Annotated in this window: 20 protein-coding genes and 1 other RNA gene; 9 read left to right on the top strand and 12 right to left on the bottom strand. The window is 36.0% G+C overall.

All coding sequences use genetic code 11. From position 1 onward, the window contains the following. Positions 1 to 6: 6 nt before the first annotated feature. The 7 genes from WJN01_RS08440 to WJN01_RS08410 all read right to left on the bottom strand — a co-directional run bounded on the left by WJN01_RS08440 (position 7) and on the right by WJN01_RS08410 (position 6,214). The gene (locus WJN01_RS08440) at positions 7 to 744 is read right to left on the bottom strand and encodes an NYN domain-containing protein (RefSeq protein ID WP_445196717.1); all 738 of its coding nucleotides are present in this window, start codon (positions 742 to 744) and stop codon (positions 7 to 9) included. 203 nt (positions 745 to 947) lie between these two features. Further along, entirely contained in the window at positions 948 to 1,496 is a 549-nt protein-coding gene (locus WJN01_RS08435; RefSeq protein ID WP_445196716.1) for a 1-acyl-sn-glycerol-3-phosphate acyltransferase, read from the bottom strand. A gap of 1 nt (position 1,497) precedes the next feature. After that, positions 1,498 to 2,580 carry an iron-containing alcohol dehydrogenase family protein gene (locus WJN01_RS08430; protein WP_445196715.1) on the bottom strand — a complete coding sequence of 361 codons (1,083 nt, stop codon included), beginning with the start codon at positions 2,578 to 2,580 and terminating at the stop codon, positions 1,498 to 1,500. 97 nt (positions 2,581 to 2,677) lie between these two features. Then, the gene (locus WJN01_RS08425) at positions 2,678 to 3,382 is read right to left on the bottom strand and encodes an HAD family hydrolase (protein WP_445196714.1); all 705 of its coding nucleotides are present in this window, start codon (positions 3,380 to 3,382) and stop codon (positions 2,678 to 2,680) included. After that, complete coding sequence (gene kdsB, locus WJN01_RS08420) at positions 3,373 to 4,101, bottom strand: 3-deoxy-manno-octulosonate cytidylyltransferase (RefSeq protein ID WP_445196713.1); 729 nt, start codon at positions 4,099 to 4,101, stop codon at positions 3,373 to 3,375. The genes WJN01_RS08425 and kdsB overlap by 10 nt, the downstream gene beginning before the upstream one ends. Before the next feature lie 102 nt (positions 4,102 to 4,203). Then, positions 4,204 to 4,770 (bottom strand): DUF4126 domain-containing protein, encoded by a 567-nt coding sequence (locus tag WJN01_RS08415; protein ID WP_445196712.1) that lies wholly within the window; start codon positions 4,768 to 4,770, stop codon positions 4,204 to 4,206. Between the two features lie 19 nt (positions 4,771 to 4,789). Then, positions 4,790 to 6,214 (bottom strand): ATP-dependent DNA helicase, encoded by a 1,425-nt coding sequence (locus WJN01_RS08410; protein ID WP_445196711.1) that lies wholly within the window; start codon positions 6,212 to 6,214, stop codon positions 4,790 to 4,792. A 128-nt stretch (positions 6,215 to 6,342) separates the two neighbouring features. Here WJN01_RS08410 and WJN01_RS08405 point away from each other — a divergent pair, with 128 nt between their 5' ends. The 5 genes from WJN01_RS08405 to WJN01_RS08385 all read left to right on the top strand — a co-directional run bounded on the left by WJN01_RS08405 (position 6,343) and on the right by WJN01_RS08385 (position 10,285). Continuing rightward, on the top strand, positions 6,343 to 7,080 hold the full coding sequence (locus WJN01_RS08405; RefSeq protein ID WP_445196710.1) for a hypothetical protein: 738 nt from the start codon (positions 6,343 to 6,345) through the stop codon (positions 7,078 to 7,080). Beyond that, positions 7,064 to 7,891, top strand: a complete 828-nt coding sequence (locus tag WJN01_RS08400; RefSeq protein WP_445196709.1) for a DUF3822 family protein — start codon at positions 7,064 to 7,066, stop codon at positions 7,889 to 7,891. Before WJN01_RS08405 ends, WJN01_RS08400 begins: the two co-directional genes overlap by 17 nt. Beyond that, entirely contained in the window at positions 7,891 to 8,430 is a 540-nt protein-coding gene (rsmD, locus tag WJN01_RS08395) for a 16S rRNA (guanine(966)-N(2))-methyltransferase RsmD (RefSeq protein ID WP_445196708.1), read from the top strand. The genes WJN01_RS08400 and rsmD overlap by 1 nt, the downstream gene beginning before the upstream one ends. A gap of 157 nt (positions 8,431 to 8,587) precedes the next feature. Continuing rightward, entirely contained in the window at positions 8,588 to 9,505 is a 918-nt protein-coding gene (locus WJN01_RS08390; RefSeq protein ID WP_445196707.1) for an ester cyclase, read from the top strand. Between the two features lie 27 nt (positions 9,506 to 9,532). Continuing rightward, the gene (locus tag WJN01_RS08385; protein ID WP_445196706.1) at positions 9,533 to 10,285 is read left to right on the top strand and encodes a hypothetical protein; all 753 of its coding nucleotides are present in this window, start codon (positions 9,533 to 9,535) and stop codon (positions 10,283 to 10,285) included. A 66-nt stretch (positions 10,286 to 10,351) separates the two neighbouring features. Here the strand turns inward: WJN01_RS08385 and rnpB are convergent. After that, an RNA gene (rnpB, locus tag WJN01_RS08380) (RNase P RNA component class A) lies at positions 10,352 to 10,676 on the bottom strand. Between the two features lie 214 nt (positions 10,677 to 10,890). Between rnpB and dnaX the strand changes: the two genes are divergently transcribed. Together dnaX and WJN01_RS08370 are read left to right on the top strand one after the other, a co-directional pair. After that, positions 10,891 to 12,621, top strand: coding sequence for a DNA polymerase III subunit gamma/tau (dnaX, locus tag WJN01_RS08375; protein WP_445196705.1), 1,731 nt, complete (start codon positions 10,891 to 10,893; stop codon positions 12,619 to 12,621). 14 nt (positions 12,622 to 12,635) lie between these two features. Continuing rightward, positions 12,636 to 13,217 carry a MiaE family protein gene (locus WJN01_RS08370; RefSeq protein WP_445196704.1) on the top strand — a complete coding sequence of 194 codons (582 nt, stop codon included), beginning with the start codon at positions 12,636 to 12,638 and terminating at the stop codon, positions 13,215 to 13,217. Here the strand turns inward: WJN01_RS08370 and WJN01_RS08365 are convergent. The 4 genes from WJN01_RS08365 to WJN01_RS08350 all read right to left on the bottom strand — a co-directional run bounded on the left by WJN01_RS08365 (position 13,214) and on the right by WJN01_RS08350 (position 17,579). Beyond that, positions 13,214 to 13,798, bottom strand: a complete 585-nt coding sequence (locus WJN01_RS08365) for a porin family protein (protein ID WP_445196703.1) — start codon at positions 13,796 to 13,798, stop codon at positions 13,214 to 13,216. The genes WJN01_RS08370 and WJN01_RS08365 overlap by 4 nt on opposite strands. Before the next feature lie 186 nt (positions 13,799 to 13,984). Beyond that, on the bottom strand, positions 13,985 to 14,890 hold the full coding sequence (locus WJN01_RS08360; protein WP_445196702.1) for a Ppx/GppA phosphatase family protein: 906 nt from the start codon (positions 14,888 to 14,890) through the stop codon (positions 13,985 to 13,987). Further along, positions 14,891 to 16,957, bottom strand: a complete 2,067-nt coding sequence (gene ppk1 / locus WJN01_RS08355) for a polyphosphate kinase 1 (RefSeq protein ID WP_445196701.1) — start codon at positions 16,955 to 16,957, stop codon at positions 14,891 to 14,893. It lies immediately after the preceding gene. A 136-nt stretch (positions 16,958 to 17,093) separates the two neighbouring features. Then, positions 17,094 to 17,579: a SixA phosphatase family protein gene (locus tag WJN01_RS08350; RefSeq protein WP_445196700.1), complete on the bottom strand. Its 486-nt coding sequence runs from the start codon at positions 17,577 to 17,579 to the stop codon at positions 17,094 to 17,096. Between the two features lie 545 nt (positions 17,580 to 18,124). Here WJN01_RS08350 and WJN01_RS08345 point away from each other — a divergent pair. After that, positions 18,125 to 18,607, top strand: coding sequence for a hypothetical protein (locus WJN01_RS08345; RefSeq protein WP_445196699.1), 483 nt, complete (start codon positions 18,125 to 18,127; stop codon positions 18,605 to 18,607). A 29-nt stretch (positions 18,608 to 18,636) separates the two neighbouring features. Then, positions 18,637 to 22,550 (top strand): HYR-like domain-containing protein (locus tag WJN01_RS08340; protein WP_445196698.1); only part of this gene is annotated, 3,914 nt, incomplete at its 3' end.

The raw sequence follows: 22,550 nt of genomic DNA, 5'->3' as shown, positions 1-22,550 counted from the left end.
AAGCTACTATTGACGCTTATTTCTAACGTAGATTAACTTGAAGCGTGCATTGGCTTGATTTCTTTCTTCCATTTCAAATTGCGGAAGTGATTTGAAAAGTGGTGTTAACTTTTGAAATCCAAAATTACGGGAATCAAAATTTGGTTGCTTTTTGATAATAAGCGTACCAACATCGCCAAGAAATGCCCATCCGTCGTCATCGGCTGCATCATCCACTGAATTTTTCAACAATCTAATTACTTTTGGTGTAATGTTATATAAATTGGGCTTTTGCTTGGGTGTTCCTTTTTCATCTTTATCGCTGTCATCACTGGCCAAAATTTCTAAATAAATAAATTTATCACAAGCCACTATAAACGGATCAGGCGTTTTTTTCTCGCCCATGCCATAAACGATAATGCCCGCCTCCCGTAAGCGGGTTGCCAACTTGGTAAAATCACTATCAGAAGAGACCAAGCAAAAAGCGTTTACTTTTCCTGAGTATAAAATATCCATGGCATCTATAATCATAGCAGAATCGGTAGCGTTCTTACCCAGTGTATAGCTGTATTGTTGTATGGGTGTTATGGCATTTTCAAGAAGTACTTTTTTCCATTTGGACAAATGCGGTTTAGTCCAATCTCCATATATCCTTTTTATTGTTGGAGTTCCGTATTTGGTTATTTCTTCCATCATTTCTGAAATATACTTTGATGGAATATTGTCACCATCTATCAATACGGCAATTTTTATGTCTTTTATCATATGGATAAATATACTGAAATATAGTCACCATTGCCAAAAAGTGAATGCTTTAATAGCTAAAAAAGCAAAAAGCTACCGTTTTAAAGTAGCTTTTATTTCGAGGGAGTTAATGTTTCTTTTTAGTGACAATTAATTGTTTACTTTATGTTTCATTCGCTCTATCATGTAAGTTGCAAACTTTATGCCAAAATATAGGCAAGACATTAAGAAAACTCAGGGATTTTGCCTTTTACGCCTTCAAAGAAACGATGCATAAATTCAAAATCAGCTTCTTGATTGTCAGTTGGATAAAAAGGCTGCGAAACCTTATTTTGCTTATTCTCAAAATCTAAAGTGAACATAATTATAGGAACATTCGCTTGTTTCGCTATAAAATAAAATCCCGTACGCCAAGTTGAAACTTGTTTTCTGGTTCCCTCTGGGGCCAAAGCGATCCTAAACTCATCATTATCCTGAAAAAGTTTAACCAAAGCTTCAACTTTATTTTCTTTAAGTTTTCTGTTAACAGGACTACCTCCCAATTTTCTTAAAAACCAACCAATTGGGAAAACAAAAAGGCTTTTTTTACCAATAAAATTTGTTTTAATGCCAACAACAGCACGCAATAAAATGCCAATATAAAAATCGTGCCAACTGGTATGCGGAACAGCGATGATTACTGCTTTTTTAATTGAATCTTTAGAAAAATTGGTATTACCAACAATGCGCCAGCCTAATAATTTGAAGTAAATAAATTTGGCCAGCCATCTCATATCAGATTTTTTGGTAGAGAGCTTTTAGTTTCTCCTTAGTAATGATTTTTTGCCAGTTTTTACCAAGTGCATTTTCCCATAAAGGAGTTAACCCCAATGCTATATTTATCATAACATCGAAGTCATTATCATTCAAATTGGCGCAAATCCCTTTAGGCAGGATAATGTTATGTTTTTCTTTCATCTGCTTGAAAAGTTTTACGCCTTCAGGATAAAACTCCTCTAAATGATCAAAAACAAGACAATTGCCTATACCATGTTTTGTCCCCAATAAATAGGCCAAACCATAACTCATAGCATGTGCAACCCCAACTTGGGAATAAGCGATACTCATTCCACCATGCCAAGAGGCCATCATTAATTTTTCGCGAGATTCCATTTCGGATAAATTATTATCTAAAAATACTTCTTGGCACAATTCAAATGCCATATCACCATAACTTTGGCTAAATGTATTTAAATAAGATCCACTTAACGACTCAATACAGTGAATATAACAATCCATACCGGTATAAAACCATTGTTCATGGGGAACACCAATGGTTAGATCCGAATCCAATATAACTTGATCAAATGGTGTGTAATCAGAGTTTATGCCTAATTTTCTGTCTGGTCCAGTAAGTACGGTAGTTCTTGAAACTTCCGCCCCAGTACCTGATATAGTTGGAATGCCTACATGATAAACAGCTGGGTTTTTCACCAAATCCCAACCTTGGTAGCTTTTAGAATCTCCATCATTTGTTAGCATAATAGAAACTGCCTTAGCCAAATCCAATAATGTTCCTCCACCAATACCAATAATTCCTGATGGGCGCTCTTTTGTATTTAGAATTATATCTTCAACAAGCTTATCGACTTGTGATGTTTTTGGTTCTTCATCCGCTGATATAAAAATTATCCTATCATCATAGGACAAAGAAATTCTTGAAGTTAAGTCGGTATTTCCCTTAAATACATCGTCAATTAAAAATATAAATGGTGCATCTATATTTAAGCGTTTTGGTGCTAAAATTTCATTTAGTTGATTGAAACTACCTCTGCCAAAAATAACCCTTGGCACCATTGGAAAGTTTTTATGACTCATTTAATATGTTTTCTTTTTTTGGCAAAGCGCAAAAGTACTATTATTTTAAATTCTGCTCGATTAAAAATGACTTAAATCTTTTCGGGATATTTTCTAATTATTCCAACAAATCTAAGAGGTTTTTTAATGAATTTATCGTTTTATAGGCTTTTCCATTTTTTTCTTCTTCCGTAACCTCTTCATGTGCCCATGTTGTATGGAAAGGCACATGTATGGCATTAGCTCTAATGTTTACCAAAGGCAAAACATCAGATTTTAACGAATTCCCTATCATTAAAAACTCTGATGGTTTAATATCCAAATGGTTCAATAATTTTGAGTAATTGACTTCCTTTTTATCGCTTAAAACTTCTATATGATGAAAGTACTTTATTAGCCCTGATTTTTCCAGTTTACGTTCCTGATCTAACAAATCGCCTTTAGTGGCCAATATTAATCTATACTTTTTTGATAAGTTTTCCAATACATCTTCAACACCATCAAGCAATTCAACCGGTTTGTTTAACATGTCTTTACCAATATTTAAAATATCATTGATGGTTTCAGAGGAAATTTGGTAGTTTGACAACTCTAAAGCCGACTCAACCATCGAAAGCGTAAACGCCTTAACTCCATAGCCATATAAGCCTAAATTGTCTATTTCCTTTTTAAAAAGCTCTTGGTCTATTTTATTTGGTGTTTCATATTTTGACAACAATTGAGCAAATGCCATTTCGGCTTCACGAAAATAGGTCTCGTTCACCCATAAGGTATCATCGGCGTCAAAGCCAATAACTTTAATGTTTTTAAAATTTATTTCCATAGTTTATTGGCTCGCTCTAGATCTTCAGGTGTATCAATTTCCACGCCTTCAATATCTGTTTCAACCATTTTAATTCGTTTGCCATATTCCAAGTACCGCAATTGTTCCAATTTTTCTGAAGATTCCAAAGGAGTCATCGGCAAATTATAAAAATCTAAAATGGCCTGCTTTCTAAACGCATAAACCCCCTTGTGTTTGTAATATTTAGCACCCACATTTTTTGCTCTGGCGAATGGAATGGGACTTCTTGAAAAGTAAAGTGCAAAGTTTGTTTGGTCTAAAACAACTTTAACGGTATTTGGGTTATTAATTTCTTCTTCATCGGTAATATGTACCATCAACGAGGCCAAATCTACTTCCTTTTTGGGGTCATTTTTAAAAACTTCAATAAGTTTTGACAACGATTCTTTATCAGTGAAAGGCTCATCACCCTGAACGTTGATTACAACATCAATATCCATAAATTCAACGGCCTCAGCAATTCTGTCGCTCCCACATTCATGCTCCTTTTTACTCATTATGGCCTTACCTCCGTGGTTTACAATTTCATTATAAATAACCTCATTATCAGTTACAACAAAAACATCATCAAACAAATTGGTGGCTATTGTAGCCTCATAAGTGCGTCTAATAACAGGTTTTCCTCCCAAGTCTTGCATAAGTTTTCCGGGGAAGCGTGATGCACTATAACGTGCAGGAATCATTGAAATTATCTTCATCAAGTGACTTTCAGTTTCGTGAAGAGCAAATAGCCTAATTGCAAGCGTTACTCTTGTTTAGTTGTGTATTCTTTTTCAAAAATACTATAAATATTAGATGTTTTATGTTTTGGCCGGTTTAAACTTTTTATACAATTTAAAAATGATAATAAAAATACCAAGAACCAAAACCGCGGCCAAAATAGGCAAAAATATGGATAGGACAGACATAACTATGGAAGTTCCCGTTTCTACTGCTGAAACCAATGGATTACCTAATCCACCTGTCGTTGCCGTTGACGTTAAACGTGTTGCACTTGATGTTCCAGCTACAGCAGCTGCAGTGCCTCCACCAGCAATTATGGCCAAAGACCAGGTTATAACCGGACTTAAATCTGCCACCGTAGAAAGCATTACTGCAGTACCCGCCAATGCCGCCAATGGCACAGCAATACTGTCCAATAAATTATCAATATAAGGAATAAAGTAGGCGAAAATTTCTACTAAGGTTGCTACTCCAAGAGTAATTAATGCAGGAGTACTACCAATCCACAGCCAAGATTCATTGAGTTGCCAAACATCAAAATAGGATGCCAAGCTCAAAGCAAATAAAGGCAAAAACACTCTAAAACCAACTGAAGCCGCAAGGCCGATGCCAAGGCAAATACTAATTATTGTTTCAACTGTCATATAAAATAATTATCAAAAACTATTCCTCAAAAAAATCATCTTTAAAACCAATAAGATACAATTTTTCCTTGGCACGTGTAACGGCTGTATATAGCCAACGCAGATATTCTTTATCAATGCCATTTGGTAAATAAGGTTGTTCTACAAAAACAGTTTGCCACTGCCCTCCTTGCGATTTATGACAGGTAATGGCATAAGAAAACTTAACCTGTAAAGCGTTAAAATGTTTGCTACCCTTTACCTTTAAAAACTTTCTATAATTGCTAGTTTCATTTTCAAAATCCTTCATCACTTCTTGATACAATCTGTTGGAATCATCATAAGAGAGTGACGGAGTTTCAGCTTCAATGGTATCTAAAAGCAAAACTGTTTCAAAAGGTCGCATTCTGGGATAATCAACCATTCGAATTTTAACCTCTGCAAAACGGAAACCATAAAGTTCTTCAATCTTAAATATTTCAAGAACTTCAATAATATCACCGTTGGCAATAAACCCTGCTTCGGTGGTTGGCTTTATCCAAAAATAATTATTCTTAACAACCATGAGATAATCACCGGAAGTAAGTTCATTTTCATTGAATAAAATCCTGCTTCTAATTTGCTGGTTGTATAAATTAGCTCTTTTATTGCTCCTAACGATAATGGTAGTTTCTTCCTTGCCCAATTCGCTATAAGCTTCATTAATGGCATCCATGATTTCATAGCCGTCCACCAATCTAACTATATCCGTGTAATTGTTAAGATTAAACTTAAAATGGTCAAAAACCTCATTTGAAAGAGCCTCACGTAAAACGGTTGCATTGGCCAAAATACCCGAATCTTGTTCTTGGCGCACTACTTCATCCAGTTCCATTTTGGTGACTTCCTTGTTATAATTAAGGCTTAAATTATCCTCATTTAATGCAGGACTCAAATCCAATTGCACCGGTGGCAGCTGGGCTGTGTCTCCAATTAAAAGCAATTTGCATTGATGCCCAGAGTACACGTATTGCATCAAATCATCCAATAAAGACCCATTTTCAAAAAGTTTTGATTCTCCGGGTGTGTCTGGAATCATGGAGGCTTCATCTACAATAAAAAGAGTATTTCTATGTTTGTTTGGTTGCAAAACAAATTTCACCCCTCCTCCTTTTTCTTTTTTTGGAAAATATATCTTTTTGTGAATGGTATAGGCTTCCTTTCCAGAATAATTGGAAATCACTTTAGCTGCCCTTCCCGTTGGCGCCATTAAAACAGCACTTTTTTTGGCTTTCCATAAATTGGTCACAATAGAGCCTACAATTGTAGTTTTTCCCGTACCTGCATAACCCTTTAAAACGTATAGGGCATTTGGTTTTTTTGTAAAAATAAATTCAGACAATTGTTGTAGTACAATATTTTGTTTTAGCGTAGGTTGAAACGGAAACTGTTGTTTTAAAAGTGAATAGAATTCAGCGGGCGTCATTTAAGGCTTTGTCTGTTTATATTTTATTCAAATATAAAAATGATTTTCGGGCACATTGTTTTTACGATTAAAAAAAAATTGTAGATTTGCTAAATACCGTAAATAAACTTTTAATTAAATAACAGACTATGTTAAAAATAATTCTTGTAGCCGTTGGCGTAATTTTAGTGACCATTGGCTTGGTAAAGCTTGTTGACAAATTTATACCCGCCAAATTTAAGCCTGTACTAAACATATTGCTTTGGGTGCTTATTGCCTTTTTGGGTTACCAAACGTACATGTCAATTTATGAGCCAATCCAATTTAACAAAGAAAAAAACAAGCGTTATCTAAAAGTTATTGAAAGCTTAAAGGATATTAGAGACTCTCAGTTGGCTTACAAACAAGTTACAGGTAAGTTTGCAAGAGACTTTGATGGCTTAATAAAATTTATTGATACGGCAGAATTTACCATTACCCAACGCCGTGACTCAAGTGTTATTGACGAAGTATTGACTAAACGATATGGCGTAGACACCTTTAAGGACATTGTAATCACTGATACTTTAGGTTATGTATCTGTTAAAGATTCATTATTTAAAAAATCTGACAGGTATAAAAATATGATGAATGTTCCTGTGGGAGAGCCCGGAGCAAAATTTAAAATGGAATCTGGTGTTATAGAACAAAACAAGATTTTTATCCCTGTGTTTGAGGCCTCTGTAAAAAAGAATGTTATTTTATTTGACCAAAACAAAGACCTTTTGGTACAAGAAAACCAAGTAATATCGGTAGATGGTGTTAACGGAGATGCCTTAAAAGTAGGTTCTTTGGAAGAAGTTAACACAACAGGTAACTGGCCAAAAACTTATGGCGCAAACGAATAAAAGCAATAAAAATTTATTAAATACAGAATTGTCCATTCAAATAAGTTTGAGTGGACTTTCTTTTTGTGTCTTAGATAGAACTACCCAAACCATAAACTATTTAAAAACTGTTGAGTTTGATAAACAGCTTATCCCCTTTGAAGTTTTAGATCAACTTAAATATTATTTCAATAGTGAGGAAGCATTGCAGCAGGCATTTGATGAAGTTAAAGTTATTCATGACAATAATCTCTCAACCCTTGTTCCGGAATCACTTTTTGATGAGCGTTATCTAGCGGATTATTTAAAGTTTAATTCAAAAATACTTCGTACCGACTTTATTACATACGATTCCATTTTAATAAATGAAAGTGTTAACGTTTATGTGCCTTACATAAACATCAATAACTTTATTTTTGAAAAATTCGGGGATTTTACCTTTAAGCACATCTCAACGGTTTTAATAGAAGAGGTATTAAAAACTGAAAAGAATTTAGGAACTTCAAAAGCTTATGTGAACGTAAGTAAAGACCATTTTGAGATTTTAATTGTAAAGAACAGTAAACTACTTCTATATAACTCTTTTGCCTATCATACAAAAGAAGACTTTATTTACTATATTTTATTTACGCTGGAGCAGTTGGAACTTGACCCAGAAACGATAAGTCTGATATTCTTGGGGGAAATTGACACTGACGACGAATTATACATCATAACCTATAAATACATTAGACTCATTTTTTTAGGAAACCGTGAGGATAATTTTAAGTATAGTATTAATGCCCAACCAGCGAGCAACCAATACAATTACGCAATTATAAAGAGCTTTTAATGCGCATTATTTCAGGTTTATACAAAAGCAGGAAAATCAACCCTCCAAAAAACTTGCCTGTTCGGCCAACAACAGATATGGCCAAGGAATCGTTGTTCAACATTATAAATAACCTGTATTATTTTGATGAAATAACGGTTTTAGATCTTTTTGCCGGAACGGGCAATATAAGCTATGAGTTTGCCTCAAGAGGAGTTGAGCAAATTACCTGTGTAGACCAAGACTTTGGCTGTATTAAATTTATTAATGAAACTTCTAAGGCTTTTGAAATGCCAATTGAAACCATTAAAAGCGATGTATTTAAGTTCTTGGAGAAAAAATCGATAAAGGCGAATATTGTTTTTGCTGACCCACCTTATAATTTTACCCTCGAGCAATTTGCAAAAATACCAGAGTTGATATTTCAAAACGATTTTTTAATAGAGGACGGCCTTTTAGTCGTTGAACATTCAAAGCACACAAACCTTTCCGAACTTGGAAATTTCAGCTATTCAAAAAGCTATGGGGGCAGTGTCTTTAGTTTTTTTGAAAAAGATTAGCTGCCATATTCATTTATATCCTTTTTTTTCAGTATTTTAGGTATCTCTCTCAAAGGGTCCCAGACTCTAAAGTTAACAAACACTTGCTCTCCGAAAATTATTTTTGGTTTCTGTTTATGGTTTACAACTAGTATCAACCTTTAAAACCATTAATAATATGAAAAAACTTTTTCTTCTTGGGCTGGTTATCTCACTATTTATTGCCTGCCAAAACAAGCCGCAACGCTATTTTGATGAATCTCCAGAAATTGAGACAACAAAAGCTGGCATCAAAGCTTATGAAACCCAGGACTGGGATGCTTGGAAAGCTAATTTTGCCGACACAGCCAAAATATACCATAATACTAACAAAGCATCTACTCCAGATGAATCCATGGAAGGTATGAAGCAAATGCTTTCTAATATGGAATCTTATGGCTTTGGAAAAGAAGGCGCTGAGGTTGAAATGATAGTTGATAAAAAAGGCAGAACTTGGGTTAATTATTGGAACACTTGGATGGGAAAAACAAAAGTGACCAATAAAACGCTTTCTATTCCCGTGCATCTTACAATTCAATATGTTGACGGTAAAATTGTGCAAGAATATGGGTATTATGATACTGCTCCCATTCAGGCAGCATTTGCTGAAATTGAGGCATATAATGCAATGTCAACTGATGAAAAAGCCATTTTAAAAATGATAGATGGTGTCGTTGATGGATGGAATGCTCACGACATATCAAATCTTAAATCTCTGTCTGAAGCAAATTTGATAAGGACAACAAATGGTAATGTTGAAATAAACAACATTGATGAATATGAAGGTTTTATGAAAACTTTTGTGGCAGCCTTCCCAGACTTTACAGTTAAAGTTGATAAATCAGATATAAATGGTAATAAAGTTTATATAAACTGGACCGTAACTGGAACCAACAATGGCGAATTTTTAGGTAATGCCCCAACAGGAAAAAAAATAAAAACATATGGATTCAGCGTGTGGACCTTAAATAATGCAGGTAAATTTATTCAAGAAGACGCATATTATGATAACCAAACGCTTTTTGACCAACTTGGAATAGCCCCTCCAAAATCCTAAATTATTAATCAACTAAAATCAAATATTATGAAAATCCTTAAAAAAATCTTTGTTTCAGCAGTTTTGCTGTGCTTTAGTATTAATCTGTCTCTTGCGCAAAAAATGTACAACATACATCAAGACAATGTAAAACCTTCAAAACTCATGGATTATGAAAAAATAGCCAAAGAATTTAACGAAGCTTGTAAAGAACACAATGTTCAAATGGGTTGGCTTGCTGCCACTACAGATGATCTTAAATATTTATATATTTCACCCATTGAGAAAATGGCGGATTTAGATAAACAGCCCTTTGTAGATATGGCCAAAGCCATGGGCGACAAGTTTGGTGAAATGTTTGAACGTTTTGATGAATGCTATGATTCCCATGGAAATTACATCATTGTTTTAGACGAGGAACTCTCTTATATGCCCGATGGCATTACACAAATGCAAGAGGGACAAAACCACCGCAAATGGGTTTACATGTATTACAAACCAAAAAACGCACAAAAAGTACGCGATGGTTTTAAAGCGGTAAAGAAACTATTCGAAACTAAAAACTCTCCGGAACACTACCGGGTTTACAGAAGTGGTTTCGGTACAATGGAAAGCTTTTATATGGTGGCTATATCCTCAAAAGATGAGGTTGATGCGGCTCAACGAGCTAAAGCCAATCAAGATGTTTTAGGCTCTTGGGAAGAACGTTGGGAGGTTTTCAGCCAAGTAATGAACAACACCAGCAGAATGGAAGAATACAACGGCGATATGCGTCCAGATTTATCTTATACCCCAAAATAAATCTACCATAAAACCAACCATTTTTAACCACAAACCCTTCTTATATTCCATAAGAAGGGTTTGGTATTTTTTAGCAAATCTGTAAGCCGAATTCTGTATCACGCCTAGACGCGACCCCTATCATTTATCTGAATGCATTGTTGCCAATACACTTTAGCTGCCTACCCTCCAGCATCAAACGTGCAGCCTTCAAACGCTGGTATACATGACATTGCACCACATAGAGTTTACCTGATTTCACTACAGCATTACCTGTACATACTTTCTGTTGCACTTTTCCTAACCTCACGGCTGGTGGCCATTAACCACTATGTTGCACTATGGTGTTCGGACTTTCCTCCCACAGTGCTGAACTTGTTTCAGTACCTTTTTCAATAAAGCAGAAGACTAAATTGATTAGATGCTGAAATAAAATCAGCACTTGAGCGATAAGGCGATTTACTAAAGGCAAAAATACAACAATGAAATTCCAAATTACCTAACTTTAAATATTTTTTCATCGAGGCAGTTATTATTCCATTATGTTAATAACTCCTTTTAAAATCTCAACGCTTAATTTTAAATTTTGAATTGAATTTTTAACTTTGTTACAAGAAGATTTCCCCATGGAGCATTTTATTGTATCGGCCAGAAAATATAGACCCCAAACGTTTAAGGACGTTGTTGGGCAACAGGCTATCACCAACACCCTATTGAATGCTATTGAAAACAACCATTTAGCACAAGCCTTGTTATTTACTGGTCCACGAGGAGTAGGCAAAACAACCTGTGCGCGTATTTTGGCCAAAATGATAAACAGTGATGGCTCTGAATCTGCAGATGAGGATTTTGCTTTTAATATTTTTGAGCTTGATGCCGCGTCAAACAACTCAGTAGATGACATTAGGAATCTGACCGATCAGGTTAGAATACCTCCACAAGTCGGAAAATATAAAGTATACATCATTGACGAGGTGCACATGCTTTCGCAAGCGGCTTTTAATGCTTTTCTAAAAACATTGGAAGAGCCGCCAAAGCACTGTATATTTATTCTGGCCACTACGGAAAAACACAAAATCATTCCCACCATATTATCACGTTGCCAAATTTTTGATTTTAAACGTATTACAGTAACTGATGCAAAAGAATACTTAAAATATATAGCTGAAGAGCAAGGTATAAATGCTGAAGATGATGCGTTGCACATTATTGCCCAAAAAGCCGATGGTGCCATGCGAGATGCCCTCTCAATTTTTGACCGCGTAGTGAGCTATTCCGGTAAAGATTTAACCAGACAAGCGGTAACCGAGAATTTAAATGTACTTGATTACGAAACCTATTTTACAAGTACAGACCTTATTTTAGAAAACAAAATTCCCGAGTTATTGCTTCAGTTCAACAGTACCCTTTCAAAAGGATTTGATGGACACCATTATATTGCCGGTCTGGCATCGCATTTTAGGGATTTATTGGTCAGTAAAAATGAAGAAACCATTCCTCTTCTTGAAGTTGGAGAGCATACAAAAACCAAATATTTAGAGCAATCTAGAAAAGCTTCAAGCCAATTTTTAATGCAGAGCATTAACTTGGCCAACGATTGTGACCTTAAATACAAAACCAGTAAAAATCAACGCTTGCTAGTTGAATTATGCCTCATGCAATTAGCCTCTATCACTTTTGATGGAGAAAAAAAAAACAATAAGCACTTCATAATTCCAGCTTCCTATTTTGCAAATAAAGGCATAAAGCCCATTCCTGTTAGCATTCCGAAGCAAAAAAACAACAATAATCATTCTGAAACAGAGCTAGACAGTAAACCAACGTCAGAATCCATTTCAGAAACTGTTCAATCATTTCAGGTTAAAGAACCTCCAATAATTGAACTAAAAAAGGAAGGCAAACGCACTTCGGGTCTTTCTTTGAGCAGTATCCGTACAAAAAAGGAGCATCAAATCAAACAAATGGAAGTTATTGTAAATGAAGATGATTTACCCAAAGACCCCTTTACAGAGGATGAGTTCATTAAAGTTTGGAATACCTATATTGAAGAACTGACCAACGAAGGCAAGCATAATTTGGCCTCTATTCTGTCCATTGACACGCCAAAAGTAAAAGATACCGTTGCCCATTTGGAATTTCCTAATGCAACCAATAAATTGGAAATTGAGCGCCACCAATATGACCTTTTGAGCTACATTAGAAAAGCGTTGAATAATTTTGACATAAGCCTGTCTGTAACGGTAAACGAAGTTATGGAAAAGCAATATGCCTACACGCCTTTCGAAAAATTTGAAAAACTAAAGGAGAAAAATCCCAATATTGATGTTTTAAGAAAAACATTTGATTTGGATGTATAATCTAAAAAACTATCATGCTAGGACTAAAATTACCAACAGACCCAAGATGGGTTAACATTGTTGAAAAAAATATTGAGGAAATTTTAACTGACCATGCTTTTTGTGAACAAAAGGCAACTAGTACGGCTGTTTCCCTGATAGTAAGCTTCCCCGAATATACTGAATTGGTACAGGAAATGACCGCCTTGGTTAAAGAAGAGATAAGCCACTTTAAAATGGTGCACGATAAAATTCTTGAGCGGGGTTGGACTTTAGGGCGAGACAGAAAAGATGATTATGTAATACAACTTGTAAAGTTCTTTCCAAAAGGGGGCAGCAGAACTACCCAATTAGTACATAGATTATTGTATGCTGCATTAATTGAGGCCAGAAGTTGCGAGCGTTTTAGATTATTATCGGAAGAGCTTCAAGATAATGAATTAGCAGATTTTTACAGAAAGCTTATGGTTAGTGAAGCCAATCACTATACCATGTTTTTAGGTTTTGCTCGAAAATATGGCAATAAAAAAGAAGTTGACGCCAAATGGCAACAACTTCTTGAATATGAAGCAGAAATCATGAAAGGCTTAGGTAAAAAGGAAACCGTGCACGGTTAAAACTTATATCCAACACCTATTTGTATGTTTCGGTTTTTTGCTGAAATTCCAGTGGCATCGTTAAAAACATTCTGGATACCATAAATATATCTGGCATCAACAAAAATGGCATAATTAATTTTGTACTCAACGCCTGCAACGCCCGAAAAACCTAAATCCCTTAAATTATCACCAACTTTATGAACCTTCCATCCTATTTGGGGTCCCAAACCTGCGTGGAATTTTTCACTAAACCTAAATCTAAAAAATATTGGCATTTGAATATAATCCAAATTAAGAGGCTCTGCACTGGCCCCTTCTGCCGAAAATTGTAGTTCAGGAACAATTGATAATGTTTTTGACATTCCAAGGTTGGCAAAAAAACCAATATACATGCTGTTTCTGTGCTTGTTAGCCATAAAAGGGTTGCCATCAAAATCTAAATGTGAAATTGTATAACCTCCACGTACACCGTACTTTACACCTTGAAAAGTAGAGCCATTTGTTTTGGGCTCGATGGTATTAAGATTAAGAGAGTCTTGGTCTTGCGAAAACCCGTAAAGAGAAAAACTAAGTATTGTTAAGAGTAAAATTTTTTTCATCTGTTCATTTATTTATTAAATCTATCAGATGTTATTAGCCAAACTTAGCTCGGTTTTGAAGTGAACCACTAGGTAGGCTTATTTCATGATTAATAGATTTGGGTTATAATCAATAATAAATATTTCGTCACGAATATATATTATAATTATAATAAACTACAATAATTAAAGTCAAAGTGCACAATTTTACTGTGTATTGCTCGAAACGGTATCATAATAGATGCTTTTTATTATACCGTCTGCAAGTCCAATCTTTGGCACATAGATGTTCTTTGCACCGCTCCATTTCATGGCAGAAAGATAAATCCGCATAGCTGGAATAATCACATCGGCCCTGTCTTGGTTCAAATCTAATTCCGTTATACGTTCTTCATATGAATACGTTTGAAGCGTGTTATAATAAGATGTCATGTAAAAATAGGAAAGCGGTTTCCCTAAATTTTTCCCAGATATTTTGAATATTTTATTAATGTTTCCTCCTGATCCCAAAACATCTATTTTATCATATCCTTTGACATGTTCTCCAATCCATTTTTCCAATTCTTGCCAAGTTTCTTTTAACACCATGTCGTTTAACAACCTAACGGTACCTATTTTAAAGGAACGGGACACTACTTGGTTGCCCCTATCAATTATCGTAAACTCGGTACTTCCCCCTCCTACATCAACATATAAATAGGTTTTGTCTGGGTCTATATATTTGTTCAAATCTGTGGCAGCAATTATAGAAGCTTCTTCTTCTCCATCAATTATATCAATACTTATGCCTGAATTTTTCAGAATCAAATCAACCACTTTCCTTCCATTTTCAGACTCTCTCATAGCTGAAGTAGCACAGGCTTTATATTTAACAACTTTGTGCGATTTCATTAGTAAGTTAAAGGCAAGCATGGTATCGACCATACGTTGTGTGTTTTCTTTTGAAATCCTTTTCTTAATAAAAACATCAGCCCCTAAACGGATTGGTACACGAACCAGTGAGTTTTTTTTGAATTGAACTGGTTTCCCTTTCTGTTCAATAATGTTTGAAATTAAAAGCCTTACAGCATTAGAACCAATATCTATGGCCGCATATTTCTTGATTGAAAGCATTTAGTTTTCTAATTTTTTTAGATAATAATCATAAGTTGCAAACTGAGACCTAACCCTTGGTTTATTATCAACTTTATATTCATTTTCCTGTTCGTCATTCAACAATCTAGCCTTAACATTATCGCTCCAACTTATATTAAAGGTGTCAATGATTTCTTTTTTAATGCCCTCGTCGTAAATTGGGCAACTTACTTCCACCCTATTTTCAATGTTTCTTGTCATCCAATCGGCGGAGGAAATGTATAATTTACATTCAGAATCTTTACCAAAAATGTAAATTCTGGAATGCTCTAAAAATTTATCGACTACACTGATGACTTCAATATTTTCGCTCATTCCTTTTATCCCCGGTATCAAACAACATATACCTCGAACAATCATTTGTATCTTTACCCCAGCCCTGCTAGCTTCATATAGCTTATCGACCATCATATAACTAGATATACTGTTCATTTTCAACCGAATAAGACCTTCTTCGCCGCTTTTAACCTTTTCAATTTCCTTGTCTATTAATTTAAAAACCTCTTTTTTAGTGTAATGTGGAGATACGATTAAGTGCTTATAACGGTTAATTCTGTAATTGGCTTCAAAAAAGGCAAATATTTTATCGACATCCTTAAGGATTTTTTGATTAGATGTAAAAAGTGTGAAATCCGTATAAATCTTGGCAGTAGATTCATTAAAGTTACCCGTGCTTATAAAACCATAGCGTTTTATTTTTTTACCCTGTTCCCGTTCGATAACGCACATTTTACTATGTACTTTTAAGCCAGCAACACCAAAAATCAAATTTATCCCTTCCCCTTTCATTTGTTGGGCATAAGCAATATTTGCTTGTTCATCGAACCTAGCGCGAAGCTCAATAGAAACGGTTACCAATTTTCCGTTAATGGCAGCGTTAATCAATGAGCTTGCTATATGAGATATTTCAGCCAAACGGTAAATAGTGATTTTAATAGTTCTAACTGAAGGATCTAAAGCTGCTTCTCGAAGAAACTTAACCACGTAAGAGAAGGTTTGATAGGGTGCGTGAAGTAAATAATCTTTTTTGGCAATAGCTTCAAAAATACTGTCTTGTAAACTTAGATTTTTAATGGGAAGTGCCTCAATCCTATCATACATTAAATCGGTTCTACCCAAGCTAGGGAAACCCATGTAATCCCTTCTATTGTGGTATCTACCTCCAGGAATTATACTATCGGTACTGTCAATACCCATTTTATTCATGAGATACTGCAAGGTTTCTTTATTAATGGTTTTATCATAAACAAACCTTACGGGTTCACCAATTTGCCTGTGCTTTACACTATCGGAAATTTTTTCAATGAAGCTTTTACTAAGATCGCTTTCAAAATCCAACTCACCATCTCTGGTAATCTTTATCATATGGGCACAGATGTTCTTATAATCAAAAATATTGAAGATGTCACTCAAACAATAACGAAGCAAATCATCAACCATTATTATGTAATCCTTATTACCTCTTTTTGGCAAAACCACAAACCTATCAACAGTTTTGGGTATTTCAATGAGCGCAAACTGCTTTTTATCTCCTGGCATTAACATTTTTACAGCCAAGTATGCTGCACTATCTTTTAAATTTGGTAGAACCACCGAATCATTTAAAATTATGGTTACTAATGCTGGGCTAATAGTTTTAAAAAAGTATTCTTTTACAAAATCATGTTGTTCAGCAGTTATCTTGGTTTCATCAATAATATAAATGTTTTCTTCCTTCAGATTTTCTTCAATGGCACTTAAAATCTCCAAACTTTCTGTTTGTTGTTTGATTACAATTTGGGTAATGATTTCTAGTAGCTCTTTAGCCCTTATGCCTCCTAATTCACTTTTACCTCCTTTACCGGCTTCAACTATACGTTTTACAGTGGCATATCGAACTTTAAAAAACTCATCTAAATTATTGGAAAAAATACCTAAAAACCTTAATCGTTCAATTAATGGCACTGTAGCATCGTCAGCCTCTTGTAAAACTCTTGCGTTGAATTGTAACCAACTTATCTCTCTATTTATATAACTATTGTCATTTGGGATTTCTACTTCAGACATCAAAAAAGCGTTCTTTATCGTTAAAAACAAATATATTCTATTTAGGCTAAAAATAACCCTTTGGAACAAATATACTATCTATAAAATTGAAAATATTACTAGGAAAACTGAAGTAATCTAAAAAAGTTGCTCCTGGTCACTTTAAATCTCTTGGAAACAATAACATAAGGGTTTTCCCAGTCTTGAGGTCTGCCCAATTATCAATATCGAACTCTAGAATTACTACCCCCGAAGTTGGCACATTTGCCACATATTCATTGCCGAATGTGTTTGCAACAGCAGTTATGGCATGATTATGCCCAAAAACCATTAAAGTATTTATTGTATTATCTGCGCTCTTTATTACATCAATTACATTTTGACCTGAAAAATCATAAAGTTCATGAACCAGATGAACAATACTTTTATCTATTTTTAAATTATCAATAAAAATATTTGCGGTTGTCTTGGCTCGTGTAGCATCGCTTGAGAACACTTGGTCAACTTTAATATTTTTTTCAACTAAGTAGTTGGAAACCAAATTGGCATCTTCATACCCTCGCTCTTTTAAAGGCCTTTCATGATCAATCACATTGTGTTCCCATGATGATTTTGCATGCCTAACCAAAATTAATTTCTTCATAAGTCTCGATAAAACGCATTTTTTATCGATAAAAAGTTGTTTTTGTCGATAAAATTCAATTTATTTGCTCTATAAATTTAGTTAATTTAAGATAATCGAAAATTTAAAAGTAATAAAACAAATACAATATAAACTTAAATATTTAATTATCAGTAGCTTATATCGTTCTTAACATACTATCGTTAAAAAACTCAATTAATCGGCAAAAAGCTTTTTGCAAACCTTTAATCGGTTTTATTTGTGATTTAACATTAAATTTTGAACAACTACTAATAAAAATGTTCTTTTGTTGAACCTACTTAAAACTTAAAATTATGACCCCAAATCTAATTTCACGATTTAATGTAGCATTGACAGCCAATGTTGCATCACCTCCATTTTTCCAAATAAAGACTTTTTTTTATAACTTGTTAGGTTACAGGTTCAGGTGCTCTTTGTGACATTCTCACTTCTGTGCGTCTAAACAATAAACTTAAATCCGCAAACACCATTTTATTGCTTACACCATGAAAAATCCATTAACTTTCAAATTTTTGGTTTCTTTAATGTTCATAGTTATTTTCTTTCCAATGAACAACCAAATTCTAGCACAAGGCTATGAAATATATGAATTGACAAATAAGCCTTCTAAAGATAATTCTTCTTCTGATAAAAATAACAATTCAAGATTAGAGTTTTATGATTTATCTCAAAGGCTATATAATACATCGTACTTCAAAAATGGTGAATTAAAGAGCAAATATGGTGATGGAACTCCAATAAAAATCACCTTGGATGATTTAAATTCATTAGAAACATTAAATATAAGCGATGTTAACTATAAAGAAGTAAAATTAATAACACTAAGTTTAGAAAATGAATCGGATTTAAACTCCGATGTTGATTTGTCTGGGTTGTCTGAATTGTCAAAATTAAAATATGTTTTTATCAAATGCTATTTTAATGCTGATAAACAGCAGGTTGAACAAGCCATAATAAGCCCAAAAAATAAAATTAGAGTGTTTTACACATTTGTAAATCCATCGTAAATAATGCTCAGGTATTAAAAGAATATAGCATGAAAAAATTATACGCTTCTCTAAATTTTCCACTATCAAATAAAAATGGTTATACATTTTTGGTGATAGCATTTTTGTTTTTATCGAATATGTTTAGTGGATATAGCCAGGTAAGAGTTCCTTTTACACCCAGAACTTCAACCGTTACACCAGCCCAAACAATTTATAATGTTAAGGGAGACTTTACCATGATTGGTAATACCAATATGACCATGGTAAATTACAATGTTTCTAATGCAAATGATAGGGATATGCGTTATGTTGATGTCGATGGTGTAGCTGTTCCAGGAAATAATACATTTAATTCCTCATCAGCTACCTTAAATTTTTCAACAGAAAATGGAGCAATCCCAGAATGTTCAAATATTATCTATGCAGGGCTTTACTGGACAGGAAGACCCTTTGGCAATGGTGAAACAGATGCCCATACTTTTCAAGTTACTAAAAATGGTATTACAAAAACACTTGATAAACGTAAAGTATTATTGAAAGGCCCAGCTGAGTCAAATTATATTGAAGTAACAGCCAATGTATCTGATATTTACTACCCTTTGGGTACTGATGGAAACATGTATTCGGCTTATGCTGAAATTACGGATCGAGTAATCGCAAATGGTATTGGAGAATATTTTGTTGCTGATATAGCGTGCCGTGAAGGCTTTATAGATGCCACTGGTTATTATGGTGGTTGGGGCATTGTAGTTGTGTATGAAAATTCAAAAATGAAATGGAGAGACATTACCGTTTTTGATGGGCATGCTTTCGTAGGAGCTGGAATAGTAGCTAATTATACTATTGGCGTTAATGGTTTTAATGCTGTTCAAAGCGGTGATGTTAATGTAAAATTAGGCTTAATGGCCGGTGAAGGAGACAGACCCTGGAATGGTGATTATTTTGAAATAGAAAGGCTTAATTCTGGAACTTTTCAAAGGTTGGCTCATAGCGGAAACACTACGGGTAACTTTTTTAATTCTTCCATTAATACTGGTGGAAATGCAAGAAACCCTAATTTAGTTAACAATACGGGAGTAGACATTGTCATGTTTGATATTGACAATACAGGAAATACCATTATTGCTAATAATCAAACATCAACCAGATTACGCTACGGGTCAACACAAGACACCTATGTTATATTTAATGCGACGTTTGCGGTTGATGCCTATATACCTGAATCAGAAGGTATTATAACAAACACTTCTATTAACGGCAATCCTCCAGGAATTAATCCTTCATTAGAACCAAGTGAAAATGCGGACTTTACCATTGATATAAAAAACACAGGAACAGAAGGCATTGATAATACAGTTATCACCCTACCCCTTTCAGAGCCTGTAGATCCGGCTAACTTAAATATAAATTATAATTTATATCCACCTTTAACGATTTTATCAAATCCTAATGCACCATTTTATGACCCAGGATTAGGTGCATATGGTTCTATTGTATGGAATCTAGGTGATTTACCTGTACCTGGAGATCCGGATACGATTTTGGCTGATTTAAGCTTTACTTTAACAGTAACAACTAATTGTGCTATATTAAGTGACCCAGATTTTGACCCAAACGTTTCTGTTACAGGAACCATAAGTGGTGAAGGTGATATTTCTGGGATACCTTTCAACACCAATTTAATTTTAGGTCATCAGACCAGTGGTACTTGTGCAGGTGAACCAATAACAGGCCCATTGTTAATCCCAATAGATTACCTTGATTATATTAGTCAGCCTCCAACGGCTAGTGACCCTACTCCAATTAACCTATCATGTAATGATTCGGTGCCTAGCCCAGATATTGAAGTTGTAACTGATGAAGCTGACAATTCTGGTATTCCTCCTATTGTAGCTTTTGTATCTGATGTTTCAAATAATGAAACATGTCCAGAAATTATCACTAGAACGTATAGTGTTACGGATGATTGTGGAAATTCTATAAATGTGGAGCAAACCATTACAATTTCCCCAATACCTTTATCTTCAGATCCGTTAACAAATCTTGATGTTCAATCATGCGACTTTGCCGACCAGGCGGAAGTGGACACCGCATTCGGCAACTGGGTGACGAACCAAACATCTTTAATAAACATTACCGGTGGATGTTCCCCTGTCCTGTCCAACGACAGTGCAACGGTTTCCATCCCCGAGCTTTGTACCGGTGGAACGGCGACCGTGACCTGGACCATAACCGACCTTTGCGAGACCATAAACGTGTCGGCGGACTTCAACCTGACAGCGCCTACGGCAGTGTCCTATAACGACCCATCAAATCTTGATGTACAGTCATGCGACTTTGCAGACCAAACGGAAGTGGACACCGCGTTCAACAACTGGGTAAACGCCCAATCGACCGCCATTGCGCAGGCCGGTGGATGTTCCCCTGTCCTGTCTAACGACAGTGCAACGGTTTCCATCCCCGAGCTTTGTACCGGTGGAACGGCGACCGTGACTTGGACCATAACCGACCTTTGCGAGACAATCAACGTGTCGGCGGACTTCAACCTGACAGCCCCTACGGCAGTGTCCTATAACGACCCATCAAATCTTGACGCACAGTCATGCGACTTTGCAGACCAGGCGGAAGTGGACAACGCGTTCAGCAACTGGGTAGCGGCACAATCAACTGCCATTGCGCAGGTCGGTGGTTGTTCCCCTGTCCTGTCTAACGACAGTGCATCGGTTTCCATCCCCGAGCTTTGTACAGGTGGTACGGCGACCGTGACTTGGACCATAACCGACCTTTGTGAGACCATAAACCTATCGGCGGACTTTAACCTGGCCGCTCCTACGGCAGTGACCTATGATGCTCCTGTAGATGATGCCTCAACAGCTGCGGAATTTGACGACCCTGATGCCAATGTGGCACAGGCCAACCTGGATGCCGATATAGTCGCTTGGGTCGCTGCCCAAACAGATGTTATCACAAATAGCATCGCAGGTGGGTGTAGCCCAACAATAACCAATGATTTTGTTGGCCAGTCCATATCTTTCTGTGCTACTGGAAGTATAACAATAACGTGGACCGTTCAGGACCTATGTGAGACCACAAACCCTACGGCCACTTACGCCTTTACACAACCTGATGGCATTAATTTTAACAACCCATCCGATAAAGACGTAAATTCTTGTGATTTTGACAATGATAATCCTGTTGTGGCTCAAAATGACTTAGATGCTGATATTGTGGCATGGGTTTCTGCGCAAACAGATATTATTACAAACAGTCTTACAGGTGGTTCACCTGAGGTTACCCATGATTTTGTGGGACAGTCCATTGATTTGTGTAATGGTGGCAATGTAACTGTTACTTGGTTTATCGATGATATTTGTGAAAATATTAATACAAGTGCAACCTATACAGTTACTCCTCCTGCATCAATAACATACAACAACCCTGCGGACCTTGACGCACAGTCATGCGACTTTGCAGACCAAACGGAAGTGGACACCGCGTTCAACAACTGGGTAGCGGCCCAATCGACCGCCATTGCGCAGGCCGGTGGATGTTCCCCTGTCCTGTCCAACGACAGTGCATCGGTTTCCATCCCCGAACTTTGTACCGGTGGAACGGCGACCGTGACCTGGACCATAACCGACCTTTGTGAGACAATCAACGTGTCGGCGGACTTCAACCTGACAGCCCCTACGGCAGTGTCCTATAACGACCCATCAAATCTTGACGCACAGTCATGCGACTTTGCAGACCAGGCGGAAGTGGACAACGCGTTCAGCAACTGGGTAGCGGCACAATCAACTGCCATTGCGCAGGCCGGTGGTTGTTCCCCTGTCCTGTCCAACGACAGTGCATCGGTTTCCATCCCCGAGCTTTGTACAGGTGGTACGGCGACCGTGACCTGGACCATAACCGACCTTTGCGAGACCATAAACCTATCGGCGGACTTTAACCTGACCGCCCC

It is taken from the genome of Tamlana sedimenti (assembly GCF_038148895.1).
Taxonomy (GTDB): Bacteria; Bacteroidota; Bacteroidia; order Flavobacteriales; family Flavobacteriaceae; genus Tamlana.
The sequence above is the reverse complement of the archived record's forward strand: the minus strand, read 5'-3'. Positions and strand labels throughout refer to the sequence as shown.

Excerpts from the sequence above, each read along its gene's own strand:
- ppk1 (WP_445196701.1), bottom strand. The coding sequence starts at position 16,957 with ATGTCTGAAGTAGAAATCCCAAATGACAATAGTTATATAAATAGAGAG.
- WJN01_RS08360 (WP_445196702.1), bottom strand. The coding sequence starts at position 14,890 with ATGCTTTCAATCAAGAAATATGCGGCCATAGATATTGGTTCTAATGCT.
- WJN01_RS08385 (WP_445196706.1), top strand. The coding sequence starts at position 9,533 with ATGAAAATCCTTAAAAAAATCTTTGTTTCAGCAGTTTTGCTGTGCTTT.
- WJN01_RS08440 (WP_445196717.1), bottom strand. The coding sequence starts at position 744 with ATGATAAAAGACATAAAAATTGCCGTATTGATAGATGGTGACAATATT.
- WJN01_RS08405 (WP_445196710.1), top strand. The coding sequence starts at position 6,343 with ATGTTAAAAATAATTCTTGTAGCCGTTGGCGTAATTTTAGTGACCATT.
- WJN01_RS08365 (WP_445196703.1), bottom strand. The coding sequence starts at position 13,798 with ATGAAAAAAATTTTACTCTTAACAATACTTAGTTTTTCTCTTTACGGG.
- WJN01_RS08350 (WP_445196700.1), bottom strand. The coding sequence starts at position 17,579 with ATGAAGAAATTAATTTTGGTTAGGCATGCAAAATCATCATGGGAACAC.
- WJN01_RS08390 (WP_445196707.1), top strand. The coding sequence starts at position 8,588 with ATGAAAAAACTTTTTCTTCTTGGGCTGGTTATCTCACTATTTATTGCC.
- WJN01_RS08345 (WP_445196699.1), top strand. The coding sequence starts at position 18,125 with ATGTTCATAGTTATTTTCTTTCCAATGAACAACCAAATTCTAGCACAA.
- WJN01_RS08435 (WP_445196716.1), bottom strand. The coding sequence starts at position 1,496 with ATGAGATGGCTGGCCAAATTTATTTACTTCAAATTATTAGGCTGGCGC.
- rsmD (WP_445196708.1), top strand. The coding sequence starts at position 7,891 with ATGCGCATTATTTCAGGTTTATACAAAAGCAGGAAAATCAACCCTCCA.
- WJN01_RS08415 (WP_445196712.1), bottom strand. The coding sequence starts at position 4,770 with ATGACAGTTGAAACAATAATTAGTATTTGCCTTGGCATCGGCCTTGCG.
- WJN01_RS08370 (WP_445196704.1), top strand. The coding sequence starts at position 12,636 with ATGCTAGGACTAAAATTACCAACAGACCCAAGATGGGTTAACATTGTT.
- WJN01_RS08400 (WP_445196709.1), top strand. The coding sequence starts at position 7,064 with ATGGCGCAAACGAATAAAAGCAATAAAAATTTATTAAATACAGAATTG.
- dnaX (WP_445196705.1), top strand. The coding sequence starts at position 10,891 with ATGGAGCATTTTATTGTATCGGCCAGAAAATATAGACCCCAAACGTTT.
- WJN01_RS08410 (WP_445196711.1), bottom strand. The coding sequence starts at position 6,214 with ATGACGCCCGCTGAATTCTATTCACTTTTAAAACAACAGTTTCCGTTT.
- WJN01_RS08425 (WP_445196714.1), bottom strand. The coding sequence starts at position 3,382 with ATGGAAATAAATTTTAAAAACATTAAAGTTATTGGCTTTGACGCCGAT.
- kdsB (WP_445196713.1), bottom strand. The coding sequence starts at position 4,101 with ATGAAGATAATTTCAATGATTCCTGCACGTTATAGTGCATCACGCTTC.
- WJN01_RS08430 (WP_445196715.1), bottom strand. The coding sequence starts at position 2,580 with ATGAGTCATAAAAACTTTCCAATGGTGCCAAGGGTTATTTTTGGCAGA.